27 protein-coding genes are annotated in these 26,038 nt (G+C 71.3%); 15 read left to right on the top strand and 12 right to left on the bottom strand.

The genetic code is table 11. The features are described from left to right. Positions 1-56: 56 nt before the first annotated feature. Positions 57-1,298, bottom strand: a complete 1,242-nt coding sequence (locus tag STRCI_RS36660) for an FUSC family protein (RefSeq protein ID WP_269663298.1) — start codon at positions 1,296-1,298, stop codon at positions 57-59. 186 nt (positions 1,299-1,484) lie between these two features. After that, the gene (locus STRCI_RS36665; RefSeq protein WP_269663299.1) at positions 1,485-1,979 is read right to left on the bottom strand and encodes an FBP domain-containing protein; all 495 of its coding nucleotides are present in this window, start codon (positions 1,977-1,979) and stop codon (positions 1,485-1,487) included. Positions 1,980-2,076: 97 nt separating this feature from the next. Between STRCI_RS36665 and STRCI_RS36670 the strand changes: the two genes are divergently transcribed. Together STRCI_RS36670 and STRCI_RS36675 are read left to right on the top strand one after the other, a co-directional pair. Beyond that, positions 2,077-3,066, top strand: a complete 990-nt coding sequence (locus STRCI_RS36670) for a phosphotransferase family protein (RefSeq protein WP_269663300.1) — start codon at positions 2,077-2,079, stop codon at positions 3,064-3,066. 44 nt (positions 3,067-3,110) lie between these two features. Continuing rightward, complete coding sequence (locus STRCI_RS36675; protein WP_269663301.1) at positions 3,111-4,385, top strand: ROK family protein; 1,275 nt, start codon at positions 3,111-3,113, stop codon at positions 4,383-4,385. A 251-nt stretch (positions 4,386-4,636) separates the two neighbouring features. On the opposite strand, the gene STRCI_RS36680 is transcribed toward STRCI_RS36675, so the two are convergent. Next, on the bottom strand, positions 4,637-5,671 hold the full coding sequence (locus STRCI_RS36680; RefSeq protein WP_269664737.1) for a PHP domain-containing protein: 1,035 nt from the start codon (positions 5,669-5,671) through the stop codon (positions 4,637-4,639). 89 nt (positions 5,672-5,760) lie between these two features. On the opposite strand from STRCI_RS36680, the gene STRCI_RS36685 reads away from it, so the two are divergent. After that, entirely contained in the window at positions 5,761-6,000 is a 240-nt protein-coding gene (locus tag STRCI_RS36685) for a hypothetical protein (RefSeq protein WP_269663302.1), read from the top strand. 15 nt (positions 6,001-6,015) lie between these two features. On the opposite strand, the gene STRCI_RS36690 is transcribed toward STRCI_RS36685, so the two are convergent. Continuing rightward, entirely contained in the window at positions 6,016-7,251 is a 1,236-nt protein-coding gene (locus STRCI_RS36690) for a lectin (protein ID WP_269663303.1), read from the bottom strand. Between the two features lie 183 nt (positions 7,252-7,434). Between STRCI_RS36690 and STRCI_RS36695 the strand changes: the two genes are divergently transcribed. The 3 genes from STRCI_RS36695 to tgmB all read left to right on the top strand — a co-directional run bounded on the left by STRCI_RS36695 (position 7,435) and on the right by tgmB (position 9,604). Then, a complete protein-coding gene (locus STRCI_RS36695; RefSeq protein ID WP_269663304.1) occupies positions 7,435-8,211 on the top strand; it encodes a sulfite exporter TauE/SafE family protein in 777 nt (258 codons plus the stop codon). A gap of 233 nt (positions 8,212-8,444) precedes the next feature. After that, positions 8,445-8,636, top strand: a complete 192-nt coding sequence (tgmA, locus tag STRCI_RS36700) for a putative ATP-grasp-modified RiPP (RefSeq protein ID WP_269663305.1) — start codon at positions 8,445-8,447, stop codon at positions 8,634-8,636. Between the two features lie 14 nt (positions 8,637-8,650). Then, positions 8,651-9,604, top strand: a complete 954-nt coding sequence (tgmB, locus tag STRCI_RS36705; protein WP_269663306.1) for an ATP-grasp ribosomal peptide maturase — start codon at positions 8,651-8,653, stop codon at positions 9,602-9,604. 2 nt (positions 9,605-9,606) lie between these two features. On the opposite strand, the gene STRCI_RS36710 is transcribed toward tgmB, so the two are convergent. Both STRCI_RS36710 and STRCI_RS36715 read right to left on the bottom strand, forming a co-directional pair. Then, positions 9,607-10,188, bottom strand: a complete 582-nt coding sequence (locus tag STRCI_RS36710) for a VanZ family protein (protein WP_269663307.1) — start codon at positions 10,186-10,188, stop codon at positions 9,607-9,609. 69 nt (positions 10,189-10,257) lie between these two features. Then, entirely contained in the window at positions 10,258-10,923 is a 666-nt protein-coding gene (locus tag STRCI_RS36715; RefSeq protein WP_269663308.1) for a DUF4230 domain-containing protein, read from the bottom strand. A gap of 224 nt (positions 10,924-11,147) precedes the next feature. Here STRCI_RS36715 and STRCI_RS36720 point away from each other — a divergent pair, with 224 nt between their 5' ends. Both STRCI_RS36720 and tuf read left to right on the top strand, forming a co-directional pair. Continuing rightward, complete coding sequence (locus tag STRCI_RS36720) at positions 11,148-12,107, top strand: ribose-phosphate diphosphokinase (protein ID WP_269663309.1); 960 nt, start codon at positions 11,148-11,150, stop codon at positions 12,105-12,107. A gap of 55 nt (positions 12,108-12,162) precedes the next feature. After that, on the top strand, positions 12,163-13,356 hold the full coding sequence (gene tuf / locus STRCI_RS36725) for an elongation factor Tu (protein ID WP_269663310.1): 1,194 nt from the start codon (positions 12,163-12,165) through the stop codon (positions 13,354-13,356). 18 nt (positions 13,357-13,374) lie between these two features. On the opposite strand, the gene STRCI_RS36730 is transcribed toward tuf, so the two are convergent. Both STRCI_RS36730 and STRCI_RS36735 read right to left on the bottom strand, forming a co-directional pair. Beyond that, a complete protein-coding gene (locus STRCI_RS36730; RefSeq protein WP_269663311.1) occupies positions 13,375-13,755 on the bottom strand; it encodes an anti-sigma factor antagonist in 381 nt (126 codons plus the stop codon). A gap of 210 nt (positions 13,756-13,965) precedes the next feature. Continuing rightward, positions 13,966-14,916 (bottom strand): NADP-dependent oxidoreductase, encoded by a 951-nt coding sequence (locus STRCI_RS36735; RefSeq protein WP_269663312.1) that lies wholly within the window; start codon positions 14,914-14,916, stop codon positions 13,966-13,968. Between the two features lie 71 nt (positions 14,917-14,987). Between STRCI_RS36735 and STRCI_RS36740 the strand changes: the two genes are divergently transcribed. Together STRCI_RS36740 and STRCI_RS36745 are read left to right on the top strand one after the other, a co-directional pair. Next, positions 14,988-15,935: a GlxA family transcriptional regulator gene (locus tag STRCI_RS36740; protein ID WP_269663313.1), complete on the top strand. Its 948-nt coding sequence runs from the start codon at positions 14,988-14,990 to the stop codon at positions 15,933-15,935. A gap of 61 nt (positions 15,936-15,996) precedes the next feature. Further along, complete coding sequence (locus STRCI_RS36745) at positions 15,997-16,851, top strand: hypothetical protein (RefSeq protein ID WP_269663314.1); 855 nt, start codon at positions 15,997-15,999, stop codon at positions 16,849-16,851. A 1-nt stretch (position 16,852) separates the two neighbouring features. Here STRCI_RS36745 and STRCI_RS36750 read toward each other — a convergent pair whose 3' ends face one another. Then, on the bottom strand, positions 16,853-17,431 hold the full coding sequence (locus STRCI_RS36750) for a TetR/AcrR family transcriptional regulator (RefSeq protein ID WP_269663315.1): 579 nt from the start codon (positions 17,429-17,431) through the stop codon (positions 16,853-16,855). Further along, entirely contained in the window at positions 17,428-17,790 is a 363-nt protein-coding gene (locus STRCI_RS36755; protein ID WP_269663316.1) for a DUF1304 domain-containing protein, read from the bottom strand. The genes STRCI_RS36750 and STRCI_RS36755 overlap by 4 nt, the downstream gene beginning before the upstream one ends. A gap of 269 nt (positions 17,791-18,059) precedes the next feature. Between STRCI_RS36755 and STRCI_RS36760 the strand changes: the two genes are divergently transcribed. The 5 genes from STRCI_RS36760 to STRCI_RS36780 are packed head-to-tail and all read left to right on the top strand — an operon-like array spanning position 18,060 to position 22,401. Next, the gene (locus STRCI_RS36760) at positions 18,060-19,796 is read left to right on the top strand and encodes a sensor histidine kinase (protein WP_269664738.1); all 1,737 of its coding nucleotides are present in this window, start codon (positions 18,060-18,062) and stop codon (positions 19,794-19,796) included. After that, on the top strand, positions 19,793-20,203 hold the full coding sequence (locus STRCI_RS36765; RefSeq protein ID WP_015655861.1) for a roadblock/LC7 domain-containing protein: 411 nt from the start codon (positions 19,793-19,795) through the stop codon (positions 20,201-20,203). The genes STRCI_RS36760 and STRCI_RS36765 overlap by 4 nt, the downstream gene beginning before the upstream one ends. Beyond that, positions 20,200-20,571, top strand: a complete 372-nt coding sequence (locus STRCI_RS36770; RefSeq protein ID WP_269663319.1) for a DUF742 domain-containing protein — start codon at positions 20,200-20,202, stop codon at positions 20,569-20,571. Before STRCI_RS36765 ends, STRCI_RS36770 begins: the two co-directional genes overlap by 4 nt. Beyond that, positions 20,552-21,157, top strand: coding sequence for a GTP-binding protein (locus STRCI_RS36775; protein WP_269663320.1), 606 nt, complete (start codon positions 20,552-20,554; stop codon positions 21,155-21,157). The genes STRCI_RS36770 and STRCI_RS36775 overlap by 20 nt, the downstream gene beginning before the upstream one ends. Next, positions 21,154-22,401, top strand: a complete 1,248-nt coding sequence (locus STRCI_RS36780; protein ID WP_269663321.1) for a cytochrome P450 — start codon at positions 21,154-21,156, stop codon at positions 22,399-22,401. The genes STRCI_RS36775 and STRCI_RS36780 overlap by 4 nt, the downstream gene beginning before the upstream one ends. 49 nt (positions 22,402-22,450) lie before the next feature. Here STRCI_RS36780 and STRCI_RS36785 read toward each other — a convergent pair whose 3' ends face one another. After that, the gene (locus STRCI_RS36785) at positions 22,451-24,187 is read right to left on the bottom strand and encodes a hypothetical protein (protein ID WP_269663322.1); all 1,737 of its coding nucleotides are present in this window, start codon (positions 24,185-24,187) and stop codon (positions 22,451-22,453) included. A 180-nt stretch (positions 24,188-24,367) separates the two neighbouring features. Beyond that, positions 24,368-25,999, bottom strand: coding sequence for an amidohydrolase (locus tag STRCI_RS36790; protein ID WP_269663323.1), 1,632 nt, complete (start codon positions 25,997-25,999; stop codon positions 24,368-24,370). Positions 26,000-26,038 lie beyond the last annotated feature (39 nt).

The following is a 26,038-nucleotide window of genomic DNA, read 5'->3' on the forward strand; positions in this document are numbered from 1 at the left end:
ACCCTCGCGTGGATCACCCGGCCGGTGCAACCGAGACGCCCCTTCAGCCGACCACGTCACTTGGAGCGACGGACAGCGGCGAGCCGGTTCCGGCCCGACCGCACGCTCTCCTGGAACCGCGTCAGCCGGGGCATCCGCTCGCGCTGTTCGCTGGAGACCCGGTCGAGCTCCTCCAGCAGCCGGCGCGAGCGGTGCTCGGTGTCCAGCTCGTCGAGGATGCGGTTGACCTCGGTCAGCACCGCGCCGTGCAGCTGCCACTGGCGGGCGTCGCGCTGGACCTCCTCCAGCAGCAGCTGGGCGAGCTTGTCCCGGGTCGCGGCGGCCTGGCGCAACTCGTGGGTGAGCCGCTCCTCCGCGGACTCGGCGTTCTCGCTGACATGGGAGGTGACCAGCACCGCGAAGCTCACCAGCGCGTCGGCGATCTCGGACAGCAGCTGTTCCACCGCGGCGCCGATCTGCGGCGTGAACAGTGGCTCGGGGTCGCGTTCCTTGGCCAGGTCGGTGAGGGTGCGGGCGATCACCCGCAGGACGACCGTACAGATCTCCAGGGTGTCAAGGCCGGTCCTGAGCACCACCCGGTGCAGCAGGCCCTCACGCACCCGCGGATTGAGCCGCAGGCTGTCCTCGGCCTGCCGCAGGGCCGCGTCCACCTCGACGATGTCGTGGTCGAGCCGGCGGGCCTCGTGCAGCCGGGCGGCCGCCCGCTCCACCGGGGTGCGGCCCGCCGCCTCCTCGCCCATGCTCAGCATCAACTGCCGCACCCGGCGGGCCAGTCCCTCGATGGACTCGCCCGCCTCGCCCACCCACACCGGCGGCGCGAGCAGCAGATTGCAGCCGAGCCCGACGATCGCGCCGATCAGCGTCTCCAGCACCCGCGCCCACGCGGTGTCCCCGACGGTCGTCACCCCGAGCACCAGCATCGCGCTGATCGCCACCTCGGGGACGTACTCGTCCACCCGGACCAGATGACCCACGGCCAGCGAGGCCAGGATGACCAGCGCCAGGCTCCACCAGGTCAGCCCCACCAGCAGACTGAAGGCGATGGCGACCAGCACCCCGGCCACCACGGAGTTCACCCGGCGCACACCGTTGGTGAGCGTCGCGAAGAGGGTGACCTGGACGACCAGCAGCGCCGTCAGGGGAGCGGTGAGCGGGGCCTTCTCGGGGCTCAGGTGCAGCGCGATGACGTAGGCGACCGTCGCGGCGGCTGTCGACCTCAGGGTCTGGACGACCACGGGGTCCCGGCGCAGCCTCATCAGCCGCTCCCGGTCGACCCGCAACTGCCGTACGACTCGCATTCCTGGGCTGGTCCCCTCTCTTGCGGACCGCACTTGTCCGCAAGGAAGCCAAGATTGATCGAATGGGGGTCGCCTGGCAAGAGGCGGGAGGGCGCCACCCGGCAGGAGGCGGGAGAGCGCCCCGACCCTGTTCCCATCATCCTCGGCACCCCGGCGCCCGTCCTCCTGACCGGCGCCCCCGAGGGCTCAGGCGTACAGCTTGTCCACGAAGGCGCTCAGATTGCCCTCCGTCCGCGCGATCTGCTCCTCCACCGTCAGGCTCTCCTCCATACGGGCGCCCGAGTCCGGCACCCTCCTGCCCCGGACATAGAGGGAGCAGGCGAGGTCGGTGCACATGTACAGGCCGACCGAGTTGCCCTCGCGGCCCGCCGGGCCCGCCTTGCGCGCGGTCATCAGGGAGACCCCGCCGCCCCGGTGGGTCGTCAGGCACAGCGAGCACATGCTGCGGTGCAGGAACCCGCGCCGCGCGGACGGGAACCGGAGGGTGACCCCGACCAGCCGCCCGTCCCGCTCGGTGACCAGACCACTGCGGTCCGGCGCCCCCGGATCTCGCCAGCCCAGGAAGTCCAGGTCGTCCCAGGGGAGTTGGCCGAGATCCCGGGGCACGTACAGCCGCTTGGCCTCACCCTTGGAGCAGTTGACGAACGAGGTGCGGATCTCCGGCTCGGTGAGTGCTCTCATCGGGGCCTCCTGGGGCAGACGTGCTGTCGAGTGAACTGTGAACCTAGGGTTACTAGGTTTCTGGCTAAGAGTAAGCGCCATGTTCCTGGAGGGGCTAATGGATTTCGAGGTGCGGGGTGTGGTGGCGGACTCCTGGGGGCGGGCCCGGCGGATCCTGGACGTGGCGGGCCTGCCGCCCGACGACCTGACGCACGTCCGCGCGCTGACCGGCGGCACCTACAACACCGTGGAGGAACTCCTCCTGGGCGACGGCAGCCGGTACGTGCTGAAGGTGCCGCCCGCCGAGGATCTGCCGGGACTGCGGCACGAGCGGGAGCTGCTGGTCGCCGAGGCGGAGTTCTACCGGGCGGCGGCCACCGCCGGGGTCGCGGCGCCCCGGGTGGTGGCCGCCACCGCGCGGGAACTGCTGATGACGGCCTGCCCCGGTGAGGCATGGGACGACTCGCTCACGGCAGCCGAACAGCAGGAGCTGCGCGCCGAGCTGGGCCGCCAGGTGGCCCGGCTGCACACCGTCGGCGGGCCCGGCTTCGGCTATCCGTCGGGCGCCCTCGGACCGCTCGCCGCCGACTGGCGGACCGCGTTCTCGGCACTCCTCGACGCCGTCCTCGACGACGCCCGCCGGTACCGGCCGTGGCTGCCCCGCCCCGTCGAGGAGACGGCCCGCACGCTGCGGGCGGGCTGTCCCGCGCTGGACGAGGTCACCGTCCCGAGCGCGGTCCACTTCGATCTGTGGCCGGGCAACATCCTGGTGGACCGCTCCACCGGCGTGGCCCGCATCGGCGGGCTGATCGACGGCGAGCGCATGTTCTGGGGCGATCCGGTCGCCGACTTCGTCTCCCTGGCGCTGCTCGGGGACATCGGGAAGGACACGGCTTTCCTCGCCGGTTACCGGGAGGCTGGAGGACGGGTGGAGTTCGACCGGCCCACCCGGCTCCGGCTCGCCCTGTACCGTGCCTACCTCTACCTGATCATGCTCACCGAGACGGTGCCGCGCGCCGTCGACGAGGGGCGCCTCAGGTGGACGCGGGAAGCGGTCGGGCCGGAGCTGGTCGCCGCACTGGACGAGGTGGCCGAGCTCAGCCGCTGAGCAGGTATGTTCCAGGTCGGACTGCGTGTCGATAGGGGGAGCAGATGGTGGGGCGGAACAGGCGCACGGTGCGCGATCTCAGGCGGGACAACCGCGCGGCCGTCCTGCGACGCCTCTATTTCGACGGCCCGCTCAGCCGCTTCGAACTGGGCCCGGCCACCGGACTGAGCTCCGGCTCGATCAGCAACGTCGTCGCCGACCTGCTCGCGGACGGGGTGCTGGAGGAGGCGGGCAACGTCGACTCCGACGGCGGCAGGCCGCGCACGCTGCTCAAGGTGGCGCCGGGCAGCGGGCACATGATCGGCGTGGACGTCGGCGAGACCCGGGTCCGCGTCGAGCTCTTCGACCTCGCCCTGACCGAACTCGCGCGCTCGGAACGGGCGCTGGGGCCCGAGGGGTACGACGTCGAGGTCGTCGTGGGGCACATCCGGGACGCCGTGGCCGAGGTGCTGGGCGCCGCCGACCTCGCCCCGGACCTGCTGCTCGGTGTCGGCATCGGGGTGCCCGGCATAGTCGAGCACTCCGCCGAGCACGGGGCCGTGGTGCACGGGCAGACGGTCGGCTGGGACGCGGTCGAGCTGGAGTCACTGCTCCGGGAGCGCTGCGAACTGCCCGCCTCCGTCCCGTACTTCATCGACAACGGCGCGCGCACGCTCGGCCAGGCGGAGATGTGGTTCGGGGCGGGGCGCGGCGCCCGCAGCGCGATCGTGGTGCTGTTCGGCTCCGGCGTCGGCGCGTGCGTCGTCACCCCGGAGGCGGAGGAGGGCCGGGCCGTCGAGGCCGGGCATCTGACGGTACGGGTCGCGGGGCGCCGCTGCCGGTGCGGTGCGCCGGGGTGCCTGGAGGCGTACGCCGGGGCCGAGGCCCTCCTCGAACGCTGGCGGGAGGCGGGCGGACAGCCGCCGCGGGGTGCCGACCAGGAGAGCGCGCTGGCGGCGCTGGTGGCCGCGGCCGCGGACGACGCGGTGGCCCGGGGCCTGCTGGAGGAGACGGCCGAGTACATCGGCGCGGGCCTGTCCGACCTGATCAACCTCTTCCGGCCCGAGCGCATCCTGATCGGGGGATGGGCGGGGCTGAGGCTCGGCGCGGCCCTGCTGCCCGACGTACGGCGGCACGCGGCCGGGTACGCGCTGCGGCACCCCGCGGAGCGGGTCACGATCGACCTGGGCGGGCTCGGGCCGGACGCGGTGACCGTCGGGGCGGCCATCCTTCCGCTCGCGGACTTCTTCGCCCGCGGCGGCCGACGGCGGGCCGAACCGGCTGCCGAGGGACCGCAGCCCGCGTGGCGAGCGGCGCTGGAGGACCGTACGCCGCGCTGACGTCCCGCACCGCCCCGGGGAAAGGGAAGCCCCGACCGCGACGGGGGAATCACGGTCGGGGCGGCTCGAGCGTGGGTACGGATGGGCGGTCGCCTCTCGGCGAAAGGCTCCACAGGGCTTCAGCCGAACGATCGTCCCTGTGGGCAAAAGGTGAGGCCCGGGGACACTGTCCCCATCCGTACCCACGCATCGTTCAACGGGCAACCACCCCTCGGTGTTCCACGTTCTGTCGCGTTATGGCGTGATCTGCGTCACGGGGTGTTCACCCGGGACGGCAGCCGCCGCTCCCCGGTCCACGCCAGCAGCTCCTGACGCGTCCACGTGGTCACCACCCGGTCCGGCTCCACCCCGCACTCCTCCGCCCGCGCACAGCCGAGGACCTGCCAGTCCAGCTGGCCGGGCGCGTGCGCGTCGGTGTCGACGGAGAACAGCGCCCCGGCCGCGACCGCCCGGCGCAGCAGCCGGCGCGGTGGGTCCAGCCGCTCGGGCCGGCTGTTGATCTCCACCGCCGTGCCGGTCTCCGCGCACGCGGCGAACACCTCCTCGGCGTCGAACCGCGACTCGGGCCGCCCCCGCTCGCCCCTCAGCCGCCCGGTGCAGTGCCCCAGCACATCGGAGTGCGGATCGCGTACGGCGGCCACCATGCGCCGGGTCATGGCGCGGGCGTCCATCCGCAGCTTGGAGTGCACGGAGACCACGACCACATCGAGCCGCTCCAGCAGCTCCGGCTCCTGGTCGAGCGAGCCGTCGTCCAGGATGTCGCACTCGATTCCGGTCAGCAGGCGGAACGGCGCCCAGGTCTCGTTGAGCGCCGCCACCACCTCCAGTTGCTCGCGCAGCCGCTCCGCCGACAGGCCGCGGGCCACCGTCAGCCGCGGCGAGTGGTCGGTCAGTACCGCCCACTCGTGGCCCAGCGCCGCCGCCGTACTGCCCATCTCCTCGATCGGGCTGCCGCCGTCCGACCAGTCCGAGTGCAGATGGCAGTCCCCGCGCAGCAGCGCCCGCAGCCCGGCACCGCGGTCCGGTGCGGGTGGCGCCTCGGTCTGGAGCCGCTCCAGGTAGTCCGGCACCTGTCCGGCCAGTGCCTCGCGCGCCACCTGCGCCGTCTTCGGGCCGACCCCCTTCAGTGACTCCAGCGTCCCGGCCGCCGCCCGCTCGCGCAGCTCCGCCTCCGGCAGCGCCGCGAGCGTCCGGGCGGCGGTGCGAAAGGCCCGTACCCGGTAGGTCGGCGCCAGGGACCGCTCCAGCAGGAAGGCGATCCGCTCCAGTGCCTCCACGGGTTCCATCGCCACCTCCGGTCTCCAGGGTTGCCCACGGAAACGGGGTGTGCGACCTGCCGGGTTCGGAATTGCCGGATCCGCTTTACGCTCATTGCATGACCGAAATCGCGAGCCCGTACATCTCCCATCCACGGATCATGGTGCTCGGGGTCCAGCCGGGTACGCCTCCGTTCCGGATCGTGGAGATCGACGGCATTGTGGTCGGTGAGGCGACAGCCGTCATCGACGTCCTGTCCGCCGCCGCTGCGTTCGGCATCACCGTCCATGACCTGGACGATCCCGATGTGGTGCGCTGGGTGGGCGGGGACAAGTTCACCTGGACCCGTCGCTACTAGGACAGGTCCCGGGGATCAGCCGACCGTCCACTTCTGGTTGGCGCCGCCCGTGCAGGACCAGATCTGCAAGCGGGTGCCGTTGGCCGAGGTGTTGCCGGTCACGTCCAGGCACTTGTCCGCCTGGGGACTGACGATGTCGCGCGCCGCGGTGACGGTCCAGCGCTGGTTGGGTCCGCCGGTGCAGTCCCACAGCTGGACGGTGGAGCCGTTCGCGGTGCCGTTCCCGGTCACGTCCAGACACTTGCCGAGCGCACGGATCGTGCCGTCCGAGCCCACCGTCCAGCGCTGGGCGCCCGTGCCGTTGCAGTCGTAGAGCTGCACGGGGGTCCCGTTGGCCGGGTTCGCCCCGGCGACGTCCACGCACTTTCCGGCCAGGCCCCTGATCGGGGCGCCCCCGGTGGGGGAGTCGGCCGTGGTCACCGAGACATGGTCCACCACCAGCTGCTGCGGGAAGACGGTGGAGCCGTCCGGGTCGCCGGGCCAGTAGCCGCCGACCGCGAGGTTCAGGATCAGGAAGAACGGCTTGTTGAAGACCCACTGCCGGCCGCCGAGGTCGGCGGGCGTGCGCCGCTGGTAGACGTTGCCGTCCACGGACCAGGTGATCGAGTCCGGGGCCCAGTCCACGGCGAAGGTGTGGAAGGCGTCCGCGAAGGCCTGGCCGTTCGGGAGGGTGTAGCCGGCGCCGATGCCGCCCGAGCCGGAGTAGCCGGGACCGTGGAGAGTGCCGTGCACGGTCGATGGCTCGAAACCGACGTTCTCCATGATGTCGATCTCGCCCGAGTCCGGCCAGTTGACCGGGGTGCCGAGCATCCAGAACGCCGGCCACATGCCCTGCCCGCGCGGGACCTTCATCCGCGCCTCGATGTGTCCGTACTGCGCGGTGAACTTCCCCGCGGTGTTCAGCCGGGCCGAGGTGTACTGGCAGGTCCCGTACCAGCACTGGTAGTTGGCCGGGTTCTCGCGCCGGGCCGTGATGACCAGATGGCCCTGGCCGTCGAGGGCGGCGTTGCGGTTGCCCGCGGTGTAGTACTGCCGCTCGTGGTTGTTGACGTTGTCGCCGGTCTCGATCTGCCACTTCGAGGAGTCGACCGCCGACCCGGCGGCCCCGTCGAAGGTGTCCGAGAACGTCACCGCGTTGATCGCGGCGTCCGCCTCGCCGTCGGCCCGCGCGGGGCCCACGGCGGCTGAGGCGACCAGGGCGGCCGACAGGGCGGCCAGCAGCCAGGAGCGGAGTCTGCGGGAAGAGGGCACGACTCTCCCTTCCGTCGGCACCGCGTGGGGTGCGGGCACCGACCGAGGTGGGGGGTGAAGGTGTCGGCTCTTGATTTAAGGCGTGATCTAAGGGGGCGTCAATACCTTGGTACGGACCAGGAGTCGGGCGGTCCCGGCACCCTTCGGTCTTGGCCGAAGCGTCGGCTTCCTATGCTCCCCGCCATGAACCCCGCACACCTCGCGGAGATGCTCGCCGTTCTGGGCGCGGGTCTCGCCGCCGGCGCCGTCAACGCCGTCGTCGGCTCCGGGACCCTGATCTCCTTCCCGGTCCTGCTCGCGACCGGACTGCCGCCCGTCACCGCCACCGTCTCCAATGCGCTCGGCCTGATCCCCGGCTCGATCGGCGGAGCCCTCGGATACCGCCGGGAACTCCGCGGCCGGGGGCGGCGGGTTGCCCTGTGGAGCGCGGGTGCCGCCTGCGGCGCGCTGGTCGGCGCCTCGCTGCTGCTGGCCCTGCCCGCCGAGGTGTTCGAGACGGTGGTCCCGGTCCTGGTGGGCATCGCGCTCGTCCTGGTCGCCGCCCAGCCGCTGATCCGCGGACGGCTGCAACGGCACCGCGCCCGTGCGGGCGGCCCGGCCCGCCCCGACGGCGGTCCGCTCCTACTGGCCGGACTGACCACGGCGAGCGTCTACGGCGGCTACTTCTCCGCCGCCCAGGGCATCATCTACGTCGCCGTGATGGGCCTGTCCCTCGACGACGAACTGCAACGCCTCAACGCCGTCAAGAACGTGCTCGTCGCCGTCGTCAACTCGGTCGCCGCGCTGTTCTTCCTGGTCGCCGCAGACTTCGACTGGACGGCCGTGGCCCTGCTCGCGACAGGTTCCGCCATCGGCGGCCCGGTCGGCGCCCGGGTGGGCCGCCGGCTGAGCCCCGCCGTCCTGCGGGCGCTCATCGTGACGGTCGGCTCCACGGCCATCCTTGTGATGGTGACGCGCTGAGCCCCGCTCCGGAGCGTGACGGCCATGGTCGTTCTCGTGACCATGTGACACCTGCGGGCCGCCATCCGTTGGAGATGTGTGGGGCTGATGGCGACTCCCGGCATATTCGATGCAGATGATGCAGGCGATGTGACGACCTTCACTCCCATGTAGCCGAAAGTGATGAATTCCTTACGCAATTCGCGCGTAAAGGACCGTACGCAGGTATTGCGCGACCTTTGGAGGTTTTTCGAGTGCGACCGTTCACCCTCAACTACGCCTGTCCCAACGGGCCTACGACCACGGTGACGCCGTACAGCTTCGATCCCGCACAGCAGTTGAACGTGCTGCCCGACGGCCGCCCGGCCGTCATGGACCGGGAACTCCTTCTCGCGGCCGGTACGACCACGTCCACCGCGGGTTCCCAGACGCACTTCGACGACTGAGGATCCGTCCCCGCATGACCGTTCTGATCCTCACGTCCGAGGAGGACGTCACCGCCGACATGGTGGTGACCAGGCTGCACACGACGGGCACCCCCGTCATGCGCCTGAACCCCGCTGACCTGCCCGGCAAGGCCGTGCTGTCCGCCGACTACGCGCACGGCGACTTCGCCGGCCACCTCTCGGTGAACGGGCATGTGCTCAGCATGGGCGGCCTGCGCTCCGTATGGATGCGCAGGCCCGGAGAGCCGGCGGCCCACGCGGCCCAGGCCTCGCCGTGGCTGACCGCCGAGACCCGGCAGGCGCTGTTCGGCATGCTCTACTCCGCTCCCGCGCGGTGGATGAACCACCCGCGCGACGCGGACCGGGCCCGGCTGAAGCCCTGGCAGTTGCGGGTCGCCCACCTCAGCGGCTTCGCCGTACCGCCGACCGTGTTCACCACCTCGCCGCGCCTGGCGCGGGAGTTCACCGAGGAACACAAGGACGTGGTGGTGAAGTCCGCCTCGGGGCCGCCGCCCGGAGAACCCGGAGTGGCCCTGCCCACGACGCTGATCGGCCCCGACGCGGACTTCTCCGCCGTCGCGGCCGGTCCCGCGTTGCTCCAGCGGTATGTGCCCAAGCGCGCCGACATCCGGCTGACCTGCGTCGGTACCCAGCTCTTCGGCGCACGCAAGGCGGCCGAGCCGGGCCAGGTGGACGGCCGCTACGGCGACACCGGGCACCCTTGGGAGCCGGTCGCCGTGCCCGGACGTATCGCCGCCGCCGTGCGCGACTACGTCGCCCTCGCCTCGCTGGCGTACGCCGCCTTCGACTTCGCCGAGGACGAGGACGGCGTCTGGTGGTTCCTGGAGTGCAACCAGGGCGGCCAGTTCGGCTTCGTCGAACTGGAGACGGGGCAGCCGATCTCCGCCGCGGTGGCCGACTGGCTCGGCCACAGCGCGGCGGATCGCCGGGTCCCGGGGCGCCGCTGACGCTAGCGCGTGTGCATCGCCCGCCCCAGGCGCCGCCCCAGCAGCAGATATCCCAAGAGCGCCCCCGTGGTGTTGAGGATGACGTCGTCGATGTCGAAGGCGCGCCCGGTGACCAGCGCTCCCTGCGCGCACTCCACCAGCAGCATCACGGTCGCGGTCAGCAGCAGTACCCGCAGCACTCCGCGCGCGCCCGGGGCGAGGGCGGGCACGAGCACCCCGAAGGGGATGCCCAGCAGCAGGTTCCCGCCGATCTGCTTGACGGCGTCCCGCAGTTCGGGCTGGTCCAGATACGCCCGCAGCGACCGGCCCGGACGCAGATTGGTGTGCGTCAGGGCCTCCGAGGCGGGCGAGGGCTGCAGGGTCAGCCTGGCCAGGACGACCGCGAACGCCACCAGCAGCGTGAACGCGCACACCATCGCCAGGAGCTGGGCCAGCACCCGGAGCGGGCGGACGGACCGGGACGCCTTCGCGGGCTCGGCCGCTTTCGTGGGCTTGCCCGCCTTCGGGGGCTCGGCCGCCGACGCGGACTTGCGGGCGCGTGGACGGCGCACCGCGGTACGGGGGCGTGCGGCTGCACGGGCCATACAGTCCTCCAGTCTTCAACTTCCCTTCGTTATAAGGCGGTTACCCACCGAGCAGCCGAGGATGCCGCATCAGGCGGTCCCGTAGCTGACCTTCACCTCCTCGAAGCCGAGCGAGTGCAGCAGGCCCTTGAGCATGTCGGTGGTGTTGCCCTCGGCCCGCTCGGTCAGCGCGCTCTCCCGTGCGGCCGCACCGATGTGCCGGGCGGCCAGCTTCTGCACCGCCTGCTCACTGTTGGGGTTGTCCGAGAACAGATCGCCGATCCGGTCGAGCAGTCCGCGCTGCTTGGAGACGGCGTAGGAGCGGTCCGGGTCGAGCGCGGGCTCCCCGAGTGCCGCGTGCGGCAGCCGCAGCGTGGCGGACGTACGGTCCTTGTCGACCCGTACGTCGTCCTCGCCGACCTTGCCGAGGTCGACGTAGGCGTCCACGGTGCCCGCCCCGACGTACAGCGTGCGGGTGCCGCGGATCGCGTCCGGCAGGTACCTGGCGTCCTTCTCCAGGTCCACCACGACCTGGAAGTTGCCGGAGGCGGCGTCGTAGCGGCTGATGTCCTGGATGGACGTGAGCAGCGCGGGGCCCGAGCGGTCGTGGGTCTCCGTGCCGAACAGGTCCTTCAGGCCCGGCAGTACAGTCAGTCCGATTCCCGCGAACAGTACGGCGAGCACCAGTACGACGGCGCTCACGGCCTTCGCCCAGCCGGGGACGCGCCTGGAGAGGCGCTTGATGGGAGTCGTCATGGCGACGGCCCTCCTTCCTACTGTTCGAATGCCCCCCAAAGCCCCTGTGAGACAGGGAGGTTGGCCGATTGGTGCCGCTGACGGAGGCGCAGGGGGCGCATTGGGGTGAGCGCTTTCCCTCGTGGATCAGGCCTGGCCCGCGCCGACCGACGGTGTCGTGGTGAGGCGGATTCGCTCAGTAGCATGAGCCCGGCAGCCGGAATGATCATGCGAGGAGCGGATCCGTGCGAGAGCGAGACATCGCCGTGTTCAGCGGTAGTGCCCACCCCGAACTGGCCGCGGAGGTCTGCGCGCATCTGGGCGTGCCGCTCAGCCCCACCCGGGTCAGCCGGTTCGCCAACGACTGTCTGGAGGTGCAGCTTCAGGCCAACTGCCGGGAGCGGGACGTCTTCCTCGTCCAGCCGCTGGTCGCCCCGGTCCAGGAACACCTCGTCGAACTGCTGCTGATGTGCGACGCGGCCCGCGGGGCCTCCGCCGGGCGGATCACCGTCGTCATGCCGCACTACTCCTACGCCCGCTCCGACAAGAAGGACCAGCCCCGCATCTCCCTCGGCGGGCGCCTGGTCGCCGACCTCATGGTGGCGGCGGGCGCGAGCCGGGTGCTCGCCATGACCCTGCACTCGCCCCAGGTGCACGGCTTCTTCTCGGTCCCGGTCGACCATCTGCACGCCCTGCGCGAACTGGCCACCCACTTCCGCCGCTACGACCTGTCCCGCACCACCGTCGTCTCGCCCGACCTCGGCAACGCCAAAGAGGCCGCCGCCTTCGCCCGGATGCTCGGCGCGCAGGTGGCCGCCGGTGCCAAGCAGCGGTTCGCGGACGACCGGGTCAGCATCAACTCCGTCATCGGCGAGGTCGCCGACCGCGATGTCATCGTGCTGGACGACGAGATCGCCAAGGGCAGCACGGTCCTGGAACTGCTCGACCGGCTGCGGGAGTTGGGGCCGCGCTCGATCCGGGTCGCCTGTACGCACGGCCTGTTCACCTCCGGCGCCCTGAAGCGGATCGGCGAGCAGCCGGACGTCCTGGAGATCGTGTGCACCAACACCGTGCCGGTGCCCGAGGCGGAGCGGACCGACAAGCTGCGGGTGCTCACGGTCGCCCCGCAGCTCGCCGAGGCCGTGCGCCGCATTCACAACGGTGAGTCCGTCAGCGCCCTGTTCGACGCGCCGAGGAGCGAATAGACAGGAGGTAGCCGGGTACGGCCCGGCCGCACTCACGTGACGAGGAGGCCCCGCAGTGGCGAAGGCGAAGTTCCAACGGACCAAGCCGCACGTGAACATCGGCACCATCGGTCATATCGACCACGGCAAGACCACCCTCACCGCGGCCATCACCAAGGTGCTGCACGACCGCTTCCCCGACCTCAACCCCTACACGCCGTTCGACCAGATCGACAAGGCGCCCGAGGAGCGGCAGCGCGGGATCACCATCTCCATCGCCCACGTCGAGTACCAGACGGAACACCGGCACTACGCCCACGTCGACTGCCCCGGCCACGCCGACTACATCAAGAACATGATCACCGGCGCGGCCCAGATGGACGGCGCGATCCTCGTCGTCGCGGCGACCGACGGGCCCATGCCGCAGACCAAGGAACATGTGCTGCTCGCCCGCCAGGTGGGCGTGCCGTACATCGTCGTCGCGCTCAACAAGACCGACATGGTCGACGACGAGGAGATCCTGGAACTGGTCGAGCTGGAGGTGCGGGAGCTGCTCACCGAGTACGAGTTCCCGGGCGACGACGTGCCGGTGGTGCAGGTCTCCGCGCTCAAGGCCCTGGAGGGCGACGAGCAGTGGACGCGGTCGGTGCTGGACCTGCTCGACGCGGTGGACTCGGCGGTGCCGGAACCCCAGCGGGACGTGGACAAGCCGTTCCTGATGCCGATCGAGGACGTGTTCACCATCACCGGCCGGGGCACCGTGGTCACCGGCCGGATCGAGCGCGGCGTCCTGCACGTCCACAGCGAGGTCGAGATCATCGGCATCCACGAGCAGAAGACGAAGACGACCGTCACCGGCGTCGAGATGTTCCGCAAGCTGCTCGACGAGGGCCGGGCCGGGGAGAACGTCGGATTGCTGCTGCGCGGGGTCAAACGGGAGGACGTGGAGCGCGGGCAGGTCGTCATCAAGCCCGGATCGGTCACCCCGCACAAGGAGTTCGAGGCGCGGGCGTACATCCTGTCCAAGGACGAGGGCGGCCGGCACACCCCGTTCTTCGACAACTACCGCCCCCAGTTCTACTTCCGCACCACCGACGTCACCGGTGTGGTGACCCTGCCCAAGGGCACCGAGATGGTCATGCCCGGCGACAACACCACCATGACCGTCCAGCTGATCCAGCCGATCGCGATGGAGGAGGGGCTGAAGTTCGCGATCCGGGAGGGCGGGCGGACGGTCGGCGCGGGGCAGGTCACGAGGATCGTGAAGTAGCCCCGGCCGAGGAGCTGTTCACACCGAGCCGGACCTGGCCTCGGGCTGGCCCAGGGCCGCGTCCAGGCTCGGATGCGGGGGCAGCAGCTTCGCCAGTCCGGTCACCCGCAGCATGCGCAGGGTGAGCGGATGGGCGCAGACCAGATGGAGCTCTCCGTCCTGGTCGAGGACCCGGCCGCGCACCCGGTACAGCAGCCGCAGGCCGGAGCAGTCGAAGAACTCCACCGGCCTGAGGTCGATCACGATCCGCGGGTGCGGGTGTGCCGTCACCCGGTCCAGCCAGGGCAGGAGTTCGACGGCGGCAGCGATGTCGATCTCGCCGTGGAACTCCAGGACGGTGTGGCCCCGGTCCTGGCGGACACGCAAGTGGCGGGTGAGCGGCGCAGGTTCCTGCTGCACGACGACATCGCCTCCGACCTGCTCCTTGAGTGGCGGGGCTGCCGGTCGCCCGCTGAGAGCGAAACCGGTCCCCGCACTGCAAGTTACCCTCGCTGGACGGAATTTGAGCATGTTCGATTGACATATGTCTTTGAATTGCGCGCCGGCGTACGCATGTTGGCGCAACGGAGGCCATCGGCCGTCATGCCCGCGCCGGTGTTCCGGGCCATGTCACTCGCCCAGCAGCACCAGCTTCCCGGTGGTCCGGCCGAGATCGCCGATCCGGTGCGCCTCGGCGGCCTCGGCCAGCGGGAAGGTCCCGGCGATCGTGGCGCGCAGCGCGCCCTTGTCGACCAGGCCGGCGATGGCCTTCATCCCGGAGTGCGAGGCGTCGACCAGCATCCGCACCGCCCGCACGCCGAGCCGCTCCGCCTCCTCGTACAGCTCCGCCGAGCCCACCGGCAGGATCGACACCAGCAGCCCGCCCCGCCGCAGCACCCGCAGCGAGCGCAGGCTGTAGTCGTCGCCGATCGTGTCCAGGACGACATCGACGTCCCGCACGGCCCCGGCGAAGTCGGTCGACCGGTAGTCGATCAGCTCGTCCGCGCCCAGCTTCCGCAGGACGTCGTGCTTGCCCTCGCTCGCCGTGCCGATCACATGGGCGCCGCGCGCCTTGGCGATCTGCACGGCCACATGCCCGACCCCGCCGGCCGCCGCGTGGATCAGCACCCGCTGCCCCGGCTGGAGGTCGGCCGTCTCGACCAGCGCCTGCCACGCGGTGAGCGAGACCAGCGGCAGCGCCCCCGCCTGGGTGTGGTCGATCACGGCGGGCTTCAGGGCGAAGGCGCGCGCCGGGCCGGTGACGTACTCGGCGTGCGAGCCATGACCGAACGGGTAGGGCAGCATGCCGAAGACCTCGTCGCCCGGCCGGAAGCGGGCGACGCCGATGCCGACCGCCTCCACCACGCCGGAGACGTCCCAACCGAGGACGAACGGCGGCTGCCCGAGGAAACCGCCGAGGGTCCGGTGCTTCCAGTCGGTCGGGTTCACCCCGGCCGCCCTCACCCGGACCAGGATCTCGTTGGGGCGCGGCGCGGGCCGCTCCAGCTCCACTACCTTCAGGACCTCGGGGCCGCCGAGGACGTCCTGGCTGATGGCTCGCATCGTGTTCACAGTGCTCATGGTCGACCAGCCTGCCCGGGAGACGCACTCCGGGAAATGGCACGATTGCCAAGCTTCGATAGGATCGTGCCATGCACAAGGAACGCGTGGTCGTCCTGGCCCTCGATGGCGTCTACCCCTTCGAGCTGGGCATGCCCGCCCGCATCCTCGGCGGATCCGGCCGATACGAGGTGCTGACCTGCACCGTCGACGGGCGGCCGGTGCGCACCAACGCCGACTTCACCGTCGGCGTGGAGCACGGCGCCGAGGTGCTGGCCACCGCCGACATCGTGGTCGTCGCGGCGATCGACCCCACGCACATCACCCAGCGGCTCCCGGACGAGGTCACCGCCGCCCTCGCGCTGATCCGCCCCGAGGCCCGCATCGTCTCCATCTGCACCGGTGCCTTCGTCCTCGCCGCGGCCGGACTCCTCGACGGCCACAAGGCCACCACCCACTGGCATCTGGCCGAGTACTTCCGGCGCGCCTACCCGCACATCGACCTCGACCCCGATGTGCTCTTCGTCGAGGACGGCCGCATCCTCACCTCCGCCGGCGCCGCCTCCGGCATCGATGTCTGTTTGCACCTGGTGCGCAAGGACCACGGCAGTGAACTGGCCAACCTCGTCGCCCGCAGCTGCGTCGTCCCGCCGTTCCGCGAGGGCGGCCAGGCCCAGTACATCCAGCAGCCCGTTCCCGAGCCGGGCGCGACCAGTACGGCCGCCACGCGCGCCTGGGCCCTGGAACGCCTCGGCGAACCGCTGACCCTGGGTGATCTCGCCACCCACGCCCGGATGAGCCTGCGCACCTTCGCCCGCCGCTTCAACGACGAGGTGGGCCTCAGCCCCGGCCGCTGGCTGATCCAGCAGCGCGTCGACCGGGCCCGCCATCTGCTGGAGGCCAGCGACCTCTCGGTGGACCGCATCGCGGGCCAGGTCGGCTTCGCCACCGGCGCCTCCCTGCGCCAGCACCTGCACGCGGCGATCGGCGTCTCCCCGCAGGCCTACCGCCGCACTTTCCAGGAGTCCCACCGCGCCTGAACGTTCTCCACCACCGCCGCGTCGGAGGAGCGGAGAACCGAACGGCGGACAAGGGGTGGGGATGCGCGCGAAGCTGATGACGGTGGCGTTCGTGGTGGCCGTGACCGCGGTGGGCTGCGGCGCCGACGGGGAGGGCGTGGTCGTCGAGGGCGCGGCCCCGGCCGCGCCGTACAGCGGGCCCCTGCAGGTGCCCGTCAAGAACCTCGACGAGGACAGCCCACGGGCGACCCGGATCGAGTCCGGCGCCGCGGGCCGCGCCCTGGAGTGCGACGGGGAGATCTACTCGGGCGGCGGCAGCGACCGGTGGAGCGAGGGCGACGGGGGCGCCACTCCGGCGGAGGGCCTTGAGGCGTACTTCGAGATCGAGCAGCCCGACGTGCCGCGCACCGGCTACCGCGAGGAGCGCCGGGAGGGCGAGCGGGTGCTGTACTCCCTCGACGTGCAAGGCCGGACCAAGGTCGCGGTGATCGTCGCCAAGGACGGCGAGGGCCGCCCCGGCTGGGGACCGGAGACCAGCGCCTCCTGCGACCCGGCCGAACTCCCCGAGAGCTTCACCGACACCCAGTGGTACGAGATCTGGACCGACCGGGACGGGCGCCGGGTGCCGATCACGACGGTGAACACCAGCGTCGGTCCCGAGCACTGCGACTGGCAGCAGGCCCACTTCCTGTCGACGGGCCAGGGCAAGGACGGCCGGCTCTACGTCCGTGACCCGGCCGGAGTGCTCCCGCCGGACGCGCTCAGCTCCCCCTACGACGGCGACGTCCGCCTGCCCGCGGACGCCCGGGACACCGGATACCGCTACGAGGACCAGGAGTTGTGGCTGACGGACGACGACCCGGCCAAGGCGTACATCCGCACCCCGGACGGCGTGGAGGCCTGGCCGGAGGTGAACGACGGCTTCGGCTGCGCCTAGTTCACCGGCTCCGGTGCAGGGCGATCAGCAACTGCCAGACCTGGTCGGCCACTTGTCCGGGGGTGGCCTCGATGAGGCCGTGCAGCCAGTCGGCCAGGACTCCGGCGAAGGTGGCGGCGACGGCGGACGCGACGAGGGGGGCGTCCGCCGCGCCGGCCAGTTCCCGTTCACGCAGGCTGTACGCCCTGAGGTCACGGTGCAGGACCCGGCCGAGCGGGCCGCCGCCGCCCGGGGCGAGCAGCGCCGTGTACAGCGCGGAGTGCGGGGCGAGCGAGCCGAAGAACGCCACCAGCGCGGGCGGGGCGTGCACCGGGTCGGGGCGGCCCCGCCAGGCGTGCAGCGCCTCCACGGCCTCGCGCACCACATCCGCACAGGCGTCGACGGCCAGTGCCTCCAGGCCGTCGTAGTGCAGATAGAAGGTGGCCCGGCCGACCCCGGCCCGGCGGACCACCGCGGCCACCGAGACCCGGGACAGCGGGCGTTCGGCGCATTCGTCGAGCAGGGCCCGGCGCAGCCGTTCCCGGGTGCGCGCGGTCCGCGGGTCCTCCGGAGCCGAACCGCTCGGCGCCGCCCGGCTCACCGGGCGACCAGGACGGCGGCCAGGGCGAGCGCGCCGGGCAGCGCCTGTGCCAGCAGGATCCGGGGGTTCGCGGTGACCGCGCCGAACACACCCGCGACCACCACACAGACCAGGAAGAAGACCTGGACGCGGTAGCCCGTGGGGTCGGCCGCGATCAGTCCCCAGACCAGACCGGCGGCCAGGAAGCCGTTGTACAGGCCTTGGTTCGCGGCCATCGGGGCGGTGGTCCGGGCCAGTTGTGGATCGAAACCGTGGAGTGAACGCCCGGGCTTCTTCTGCCACAGGAACATCTCCATCACCAGGATGTAGCAGTGCAGCACCGCCACCAGCCCCACCAGCACGTTCGCGACCGTTTCCACGGTTCTCCCTCTCCTTCGTTCCTGGACAGATGTCCACTGTACCTGGACACCTGTCCAGGTTCCGATTCGGACCGATTCCTGGCGGAGAGTGACGGAACCCTCACCTCCGTGGACCGGGCGTGGTTGATCCTTTTGCCCTCGAACCCGATAAGCTCCCTCACGGCGCTGCGAGTTGGCCCGGTCAGTACCGGTGCCCTCGCGGTGCGTACTCATGAGTGCGGTCCCCTTGCACACCCCCCTGTTCGATCGCTTTGGTTCGAAGGATGCAGATGGAACTCGCCACTCCGCCCCCGGCGGCGCGGCCCCCCGTCGCCTGGTACAGCTGGTGGCTGATGCCGCTGGCCTTAGGAGGCGGGACGGTAGCCGCGACATTCATGAGCTCCGAGCGAATATCCACCGCTGTCGCCGGCGCCGCGGCCACCGCGGCCGGCACCGTGTGCGTACGGCTCCTGCTGCGCACCCGGACACAACTCGGCCGCGCCGAGGCCGGGTTCCGCGCCGAGCAGGCCGCGCACACGCAGCAGTGGCAGCAGCATGTCGCGGGCCTGGAGCGGAAGTTCGCGGCCGAGCGGGTCGCCCAGGAAGGCGAGCGCGCCGCAGTGGAGAGCCGCCTCGCCGAGCAGGCCGGCGGCTACGAGGCCCAACTCGCCGAGCAGGCACGGGCGTTCGAGGAGCGGCTGGCCGGGCAGGCTCAGTCCTACGAGGCTCAGCTCGCCGACCAGGCGGGGATCTTCAAGGAACAGCTGACCCACCAGCACGACGCGGTCGCCCGGCTCGCCGGGGAGCAGCTGCCCGACGCGCTGGAGCGGCTGCGCGCCGGTGACGCCGTCGACGACCTGCTGCCGGCCGTCAACCGGAGCGCCAAGGTCAGCGACGAGCTCCAGGCCGAGCTCCGCAAGGTGCTCAGGACCTCCCTGATGGGTCTGGAGACGGAGTTCAACCGCTCGACCTCCGCCGAGCAGGCCGTGATCAGTATCGGCAACCGCATCCATGTCCTGACCAGCAAGCTCCGTGGCCGGCTGCACGAGATGCAGGGCGAGCACGGACGGCTGCCGTCGGTGGCCCGCGGCCTGATGGAGCTGGACCAGGCGATCGGCCCGGCCGACTGTCTCGCCGCCAGCGTCGGCGTGCTCGGCGGCTCGGACCGGCCCGGCCGCCAGTGGCAGGAGCCGCAGCGGCTGCTCAGCGTGGTCCGCGGCGGCATCGGCCGGATCAAGGACTTCCACCGGGTCGAGGTGCGTCATCTGCCCGAACTGGGCGTCGACGGCGGCCTGGTGGACCACCTCACGCTGATCTTCGCCCACCTCCTGGACAACGCGGCCCGCTACTCGCCGCCGACCGAGCCGGTGGTCGTCTCCGGCAAGGAGGTGCCCAACGGCGTCGGCATCGAGATCCAGGACTCGGGCAAGGGCCTGAGCGAGGAGAAGAAGCGCGAGGCCGAGCACGCGCTCGCCGGTACCTCGCCCGGCGCCGGACTCGGCGGCGTCTCGGAGGACGCCAGCATCGGGCTGCGGGTCGTCGGCTCGCTGGCCCGCCGCTACGGCATCCGCGTCACCTACGCGGACTCGCCGTGGCTCGGTACCTCGGTGGTCATCGTCGTCCCGCACAAGTACTTCAGCCCGGTGCCCGCGTCCACCGCGGCCACCGCTCCGGCCGCCCCGGCGGCCGCGACCGCGACCGCGACGGAGCCCGCGTCCCGTACCGCCGTCGCCATCGCGCCGGCCGAGACGCTCGTGGGCGACGACGGCGAGACGACGCCCGGAGGACTGCCCCGGCGCCGCAGCAAGAGAGGCGAGGCGGCCCGCCACGAGCCGGTCGAACGCACCGAACGCAGCGAGGGGACCGCGGTCGCGGCCGTCCCGCCGGACGCGTCCTTCGCCGGTCTGGCCGCCTTCGCCACGGCGGGCCGGGAGCCCGGCGAGGGCGAGGGCGCCGACGGCGACGACGCCACCGCCGGACGCGAGTCCACCGAGCACCACACCGAAGAGAGCGACAAGTCCGCATGACGCAGCAGGGAACCGACGTGAGCTGGGCGCTCCGCGATCTGGTGGAGTCCATCCCGGAGATCCGCTTCGCCCTGGTGGCCTCCAGCGACGGCAAGGCCATCACCTCCTACGGCGCCGAAGACCCCGACGACGTGGACCGCTTCGCCGCCGTGGTGGCCGGTCTGCAGGCGCTGGCCCAGCCGGTCGCCGAACAGTTCCCCAAGTACGCGGGACAGTTGCGGCTGGCGATGATCGAGGTCGACGGCGGTCACCTGTTCGTCGTACGGGCGGGCGTCGAGACCTATCTCGGCGTCCTCGCCCGCGAGGGCCTGGACCAGGGGCTGCTCGGACATCAGATGAGGGATCTGGCGCGGAGAATGGGCGAATTGCTCGGCACCACCCCGCGCCTGGAGGAGCACTCTGGATGAGTGCTCCCCGCCGGCCCACGGACCCGTCCGGTCTCGAGCGCTACTACGTCCTCACCAAGGGGCGCAGCGGACCGGGCGGTTCGGCGTCCAGCCTTGACGTGGCGACCCTCATCGTCACCCGCGTGGCCCCCGTACCGGGCCTGCAGCACGAGCACGAGGACATCCTCCGGCGCTGCCGCGATCCGCTGTCGGTGGCCGAACTCGGCGCCCACCTCGGACTGCCCTTCAACATTCTCGCGGTGCTGCTGACGGACCTGCTGGAGGCAGGCCGCGTCGAAGCCCGTGACCCCATCCCGGCGCACGGCGCCGGCCGCGGGCCCGACCTCGCGCTCCTTGAGGAGGTACTCAGTGGACTTCAAAGGCTTTGACCACCCCGGCGGGCCGGACGGCGGCGGCACCCGCTCGGTGAAGGTGATGATCGCCGGCGGGTTCGGCACCGGGAAGACCACCATGGTCCGCTCGGTGAGCGACATCAAGCCGCTCACCACGGAGGAGACCCTCACCCAGGCGAGCGTCGAGTCCGATCACCTCATCGGGGTCGCGGACAAGACGGAGACCACCGTCAGCCTCGACTTCGGCAAGATCAGCATCAACGACAGCCTGATGCTGTACCTGTTCGGCACCCCGGGCCAGGAACGCTTCTGGTTCCTGTGGAACGGCCTGTTCAAGGGCGCGCTCGGGGCGGTCGTGCTGGTGGACACCCGGCGGCTCGCCTCCAGCTTCCGGGCGATCGAGGAGATGGAGCGGCAGGACGTGCCGTTCGTCATCGCCCTCAATGTCTTCCCCGACTCCAAGGACCATCCGGTCGAGGAGATCCGGGACGCCCTTGACATCGCCCCGCACACCCCGATCGTGGCCTGCGACGCCCGCGACCGGTCATCCAGCCGTGACGTGCTCATCGCCCTGATCCGTCACTTGCAGGAACGCTCCGCCGTCGCACTGGAGCCCCGATGAGCGATCAGAACCTCGACAGTCCCGAGGCCCCCCGCGGCTGCCCGGTCGCGCACGGTTCGGCCGAACCGGTCCGGCTCTACGGGTCCGAGGCGGCGACCGACCCGCGCGGCATCTACGAGCGGCTGCGCAAGGAGCACGGCGCCGTGGCGCCGGTGCTGCTGGAGGGCGACATCCCCGCCTGGCTGGTACTGGGCTACCGGGACAGCCGGCGCGTGCTCGACAACCCCCGCCAGTTCGCACGGGACGGGCGGATCTGGCGGGACTGGCGGGAGGGCCGGATCGCGGACACCTCCCCGCTGATCCCGATGCTCGCCTGGCGCCCCGACTGCGTGTCCCAGGACGGCGAGGCGCACCGCCGGCTGCGCGGAGCCGTCAGCGACGGGCTGCAGTCCGCCGCCGACCGCGGTATCCGGCGCCACGCCACGCACTTCGCCAACAAGCAGATCGACGCGTTCGCGGACACGGGCCGCGCCGATCTGGTCGCGGACTACGCCGACTTACTGCCGATGCTCGTGACGGCCCGCATCCTGGGGCTCGCCGAGGCGGAGGGGCGCCGTCTGGTCGAGTCCTGCGCCCAGGTGATGAAGGGCGGCGAGGACGCCGTCATGCACGACGGTGTGATCCGGGAGATCTTCGGTGAACTCGTCGAGCGCAGGCGGTCCGAACCCGGCTCCGACCTCGCCACCGGTCTGCTGGAGCACCACGCGGCGCTTGACCACGACGAGGTCGTGGCCCACCTGCGCGCGGTGCTGATCGCCGCGCATGTCACGACCAGCCTGCTGGCCCGGGTGCTGGAGCTGGTCCTGACCGACTCCTCCCGGCTGTCCGGGCTGATCAGCGGTCAGCTGAACATCTCGGCGGTGGTGGAGGAGGCCATGTGGAACTCGCCGCCGCTGGCCGTCCTGCCGGGGCGCTTCGCCGCCAGCGACGTCGAACTGGGCGGGCACCGGATCGAGGAGGGCGACCTGCTCGTCCTCGGTCTCGCCCCGGGCAATGTCGACCCCGAGATCCGGCCCGACCTGGATGTCTCGGTGCAGGGCAACCAGGCGCATCTGGCGTTCGGTTCGGGCCCGCACGAGTGCCCCGGGCAGAACATCGGGATGTCCATCATCGAGATCGCGGTGGACGTCCTGCTGCACCGGCTGCCGGGCCTGCGCCTGGCCGTGCCGCCGGAGGAGCTCACCTCGACCGCGTCCACCTGGATGTCCCCGCTGGACAGCCTGCCGGTCGAGTTCACGGTCTAGGATCACAGACGCCGCTGCCCGGCCGGGGAATCCGGCCGGGCAGCGGCGTTCAGCCGTCGAGCCAGTCGCCGGTGACGTCCGAGGGACGGTGTCCCGTGGCGTTCCAGAGGAAGTGCGGGTGGGCGCAGCCGAACATGTAGGCGAGCAGCGCGGTGTCCTCCCGCCCGGTCTCGGGCTCGTACAGGGCGTAGAAGAACTCGGCTCCTACCGCGCCGGAGTCCTGCTGGATCTGCCGGGCCCGGGCCGTGGACGGTTCGGCGCGGGAAGCCTCCACCGCGGCGATGTACGTGCGGCGCAGGATCTCCCAGGTGCTGTCGACGCAGCCCTGCCATGGGCCGTGCAGCGCCTCGAAGGCGTGCAGTTCGGCGTCGAAGAGGGGCCATGTCTCAGGGTGCTGGGCACGGCAGCGCGCGGACAGCTCGGCGGTCCGGGGACTCAGGTCCGGTGCGCTGGGCCGCGGGGCGATGGTGAGCGTGGCGCCGTCGGTGAGAAGGCCGGTGCACGCGTCGGGCCGCAGGTCGCACAGCGGGCAGTCCTCGGCCGGGGGGAGCCCTTCGGTGATGCCGTCGAACCACAGGGCGTGGCGGCCGGTGAGCCCCATCCAGACGACGGTGCTGGGCATCAGCCAGGTGTTCCACATCGGGCGCTGATGCGCCTCGGGCAGGCAGCCGTACTTGACCAGGGCGATGGCGGAGGCGGCGTACAGGGCCTTGGTGTGGGTGGGCATGTCGGCGAGCCAGAAGTTGCTGATCTCGCCGGTGAGGGCGTCGACCCTTACGTCGGTCATGTCGTCGACGACGCGGCACAGCAGCAGGGAGGCGAGGTGTTCCTCCTGCCAGAGCTCGGTGTCGGGTGAGACGTGCCAGAACAGGCAGTCCATCATCTGGAGGACCGAGTAGGTGCCCTGGCTGAGCGGGTTGGTCTGGGGGAGTACGACGTTGCCCGCGTGGTGCTGCTGGAGCCAGTACTCGTCGACGGATCGTTTGTGCGCCGCGAAGAGTCCGCACACCAGGGCCCGTGCGCTGTTGGTGCTGAAGCTCTCGGCCAAGCGGCCTTCGACGAGCTGGGTGAGGTGCGCGGTGTCTATGTCGTCGATCACGCGCTTGTACTCGTGGAAGAGGAGGATGTCGTCCTCGAAGCGATGGCGGTAGCCGAGGTCCTGTTCGAGGTCGTTCATCTGCCGGACCACGGACCAGCCACCGGTCAGCACGCTGTCCAGCTCCCGGCGGTACGGCCAGGTCTTGACGGTGAGGGGGCGGCCGGCGCTCTGCCGCCAGCTGTAGTCGGTCAGCGTGCGGGCGGGGGGCGTGGGCAGCCGACGGCACAGGGAGCAGGAGCAGTCGGTGGTCTGCTCCTGCTCGCGCGGCGGGGTGAGCGCCCGGCTCCGCCAGGCCCCCTCCAGCATCGTGCAGGTCAGTCGGCAGACCTCGGCATCGGTACTGACCTGGGGGAAGGCGGCCTCGATCAGGCGCAGGCTGGCGTCGAGCCGCCTCAGTCTGGCCTGGCCCTCCTCGTCGGGCGGCAGGAAGGCGCGTGGCGCCGGTTGGATCGCTCCCGCCACCCGCAGCGGGGTGGCGGGCGGGGGTATCAGCGCGTCCAGCCGCTCCTCATCGGCGTTCTGGCAATCTCGGAACTGCTCCGTGCTCCCGTCGATGTGTTGCGCGAAGAGGCGGGCCAATGCGTTCGCCGCCTCCGCCGGTCCGAGCTGGGCGCTTGGCTCCGCGTACACCGGACGGTCGCCGACCGGAGTGTCGAAGGGAAGGTCGAGCCGGACGTCCTGCGACATGCGTGTCCTTTCGGGAGGCGTAGCGCAGAGTCCCCCCGGCCCTGCGGGCGGGCGGCCGCATCGGCCGCCCACTCATTCGAACTCGCTTTCTCGATACGCAAGTTGAATCGAGAAGCGGAACGAGACTGCCCAGAGCGTAAATGATCTACACCGTGACCCGACCGTGATATCCGTTACTGTTCAAACCACTTGAGCTGCGTATACTCGCTTGCCCCCCACGAACGTCTGCGCCACCCGGGTCGCCGCGATCTCCTCCGGCGGACCGGTGAACGGATCCCGGTCCAGGACCACGAGATCCGCCAGCGCCCCCGGCCGCACGACTCCGGTGTCGTCGAGATGGTTCGCATACGCCGATCCGGCCGTGTACGCGGTCAACGCCGCGGCGAGGCCGATGCGTTCGCCGGGCAGGAACACCGGCCCCGCGCTCTCCGGCGCCACCCGGTTCACCGCCACATGGACGCCAGCCAGCGGGTCGGGGTTGCTGACCGGCCAGTCGCTGCCCGCCGCGAGCCGGGCGCCGGAGCGCAGCAGCGCACCGAACGGGTACTGCCACGCGGTCCGTTCGGGCCCGAGGAAGGGAATGGTCAGCTCGTCCATCTGCGGTTCGTGCGCGGCCCACAGGGGCTGAATGTTCGCCGTCGCTCCGAGTTGGGCGAACCGCGGCACGTCGTCCGGGTGCACGACCTGAAGATGCGCCAGGTGGGGCCGCGTGTCGCTCGGCCCGTTGGCCGCCCGCGCCGCCTCGATCGCGTCCAGCGCGTCCCGTACCGCCCGATCGCCCAGCGCGTGGAAGTGGCACTGGAAGCCGAGGGCATCCAACTCGGTGACGTACTTGGGGAGTTGGCCGGGATCGACAAAGCTCGTGCCGCGGTTGGCGGTGGCGCAGCCGCAGCCGTCCAGATACGGCTCCAGCAGCGCGGCCGTGCCGTTCTCGGCGACCCCGTCCAGCATCAGCTTCACGGTCCCGGCCCGGAACCGGCCGCACTCCAACTCCGCTCGCCGCGCGACGAGTTCGGGGATCTGCTCGGCCCCGCGCTCGCGGTCCCACCACAGCGCGCCGACCACCCGAGCGGTCAGCGAGCCGTCGCGGGCGGCGGTGACATACGCCTCGGCCGGGTCGTCCATCCCGAGGAAGTCCCCGACGAGCGCGTCCTGCCAGGCGGTGATGCCGAGGGAGTGCAGATGGCGCTGGGCATGCAGCAGCGCGGCGACCCGATCCTCTTTGGTGGCCGGGGGAGTGAGCCGCCCGACCCATTGCATGGCCCCCTCCTGGAGCGTTCCGCTCGGCTCACCGGACGCATCCCGCTCGAACCGCCCGTCCGCCGGATCGGGCGTGTCGCGCGTGACCCCGGCGAGCTCCAGCGCCCGGCTGTTGACCCAGGCACCGTGGTGATCGCGGTTCGGCAGGTACACCGGTCGGTCCGGCACCACCGCGTCGAGCAGCTCCTTCGTGGGCGTACCCCCCTCGAACGCCTCCATCGACCACCCGCCCCCGGTGATCCACTCCCGCTCGGGATGCGCCTCGGCATACGCCCGCACGGCGGCGACCGACTCGGCCGCGGTCTTGGCCCCGGTCAGATCGCACTGCGTCATCTCAAGCCCCGCGGGCACCGGATGCACATGAGCATCCTGAAACCCGGCCATCAACAACCGCCCACCGAGCTCCACGACTTCGGTCCCAGGCCCGACAAGCTCCAACACCTCCTCACGTCCGACGGCGGCGATGCGATCGCCGACGACGGCAACAGCGTTGGCGGTACGACCGTCGGGGGTGAGAACGGGGCCACCAATGAAGACGAGATCTGCGTGCATGTGAGAGTTCCTTGTCGACTAGGGGGACAGCAGCGCCGT

The sequence above is a fragment of the Streptomyces cinnabarinus genome, from assembly GCF_027270315.1.
Taxonomy (GTDB): Bacteria; Actinomycetota; Actinomycetes; order Streptomycetales; family Streptomycetaceae; genus Streptomyces; species Streptomyces cinnabarinus.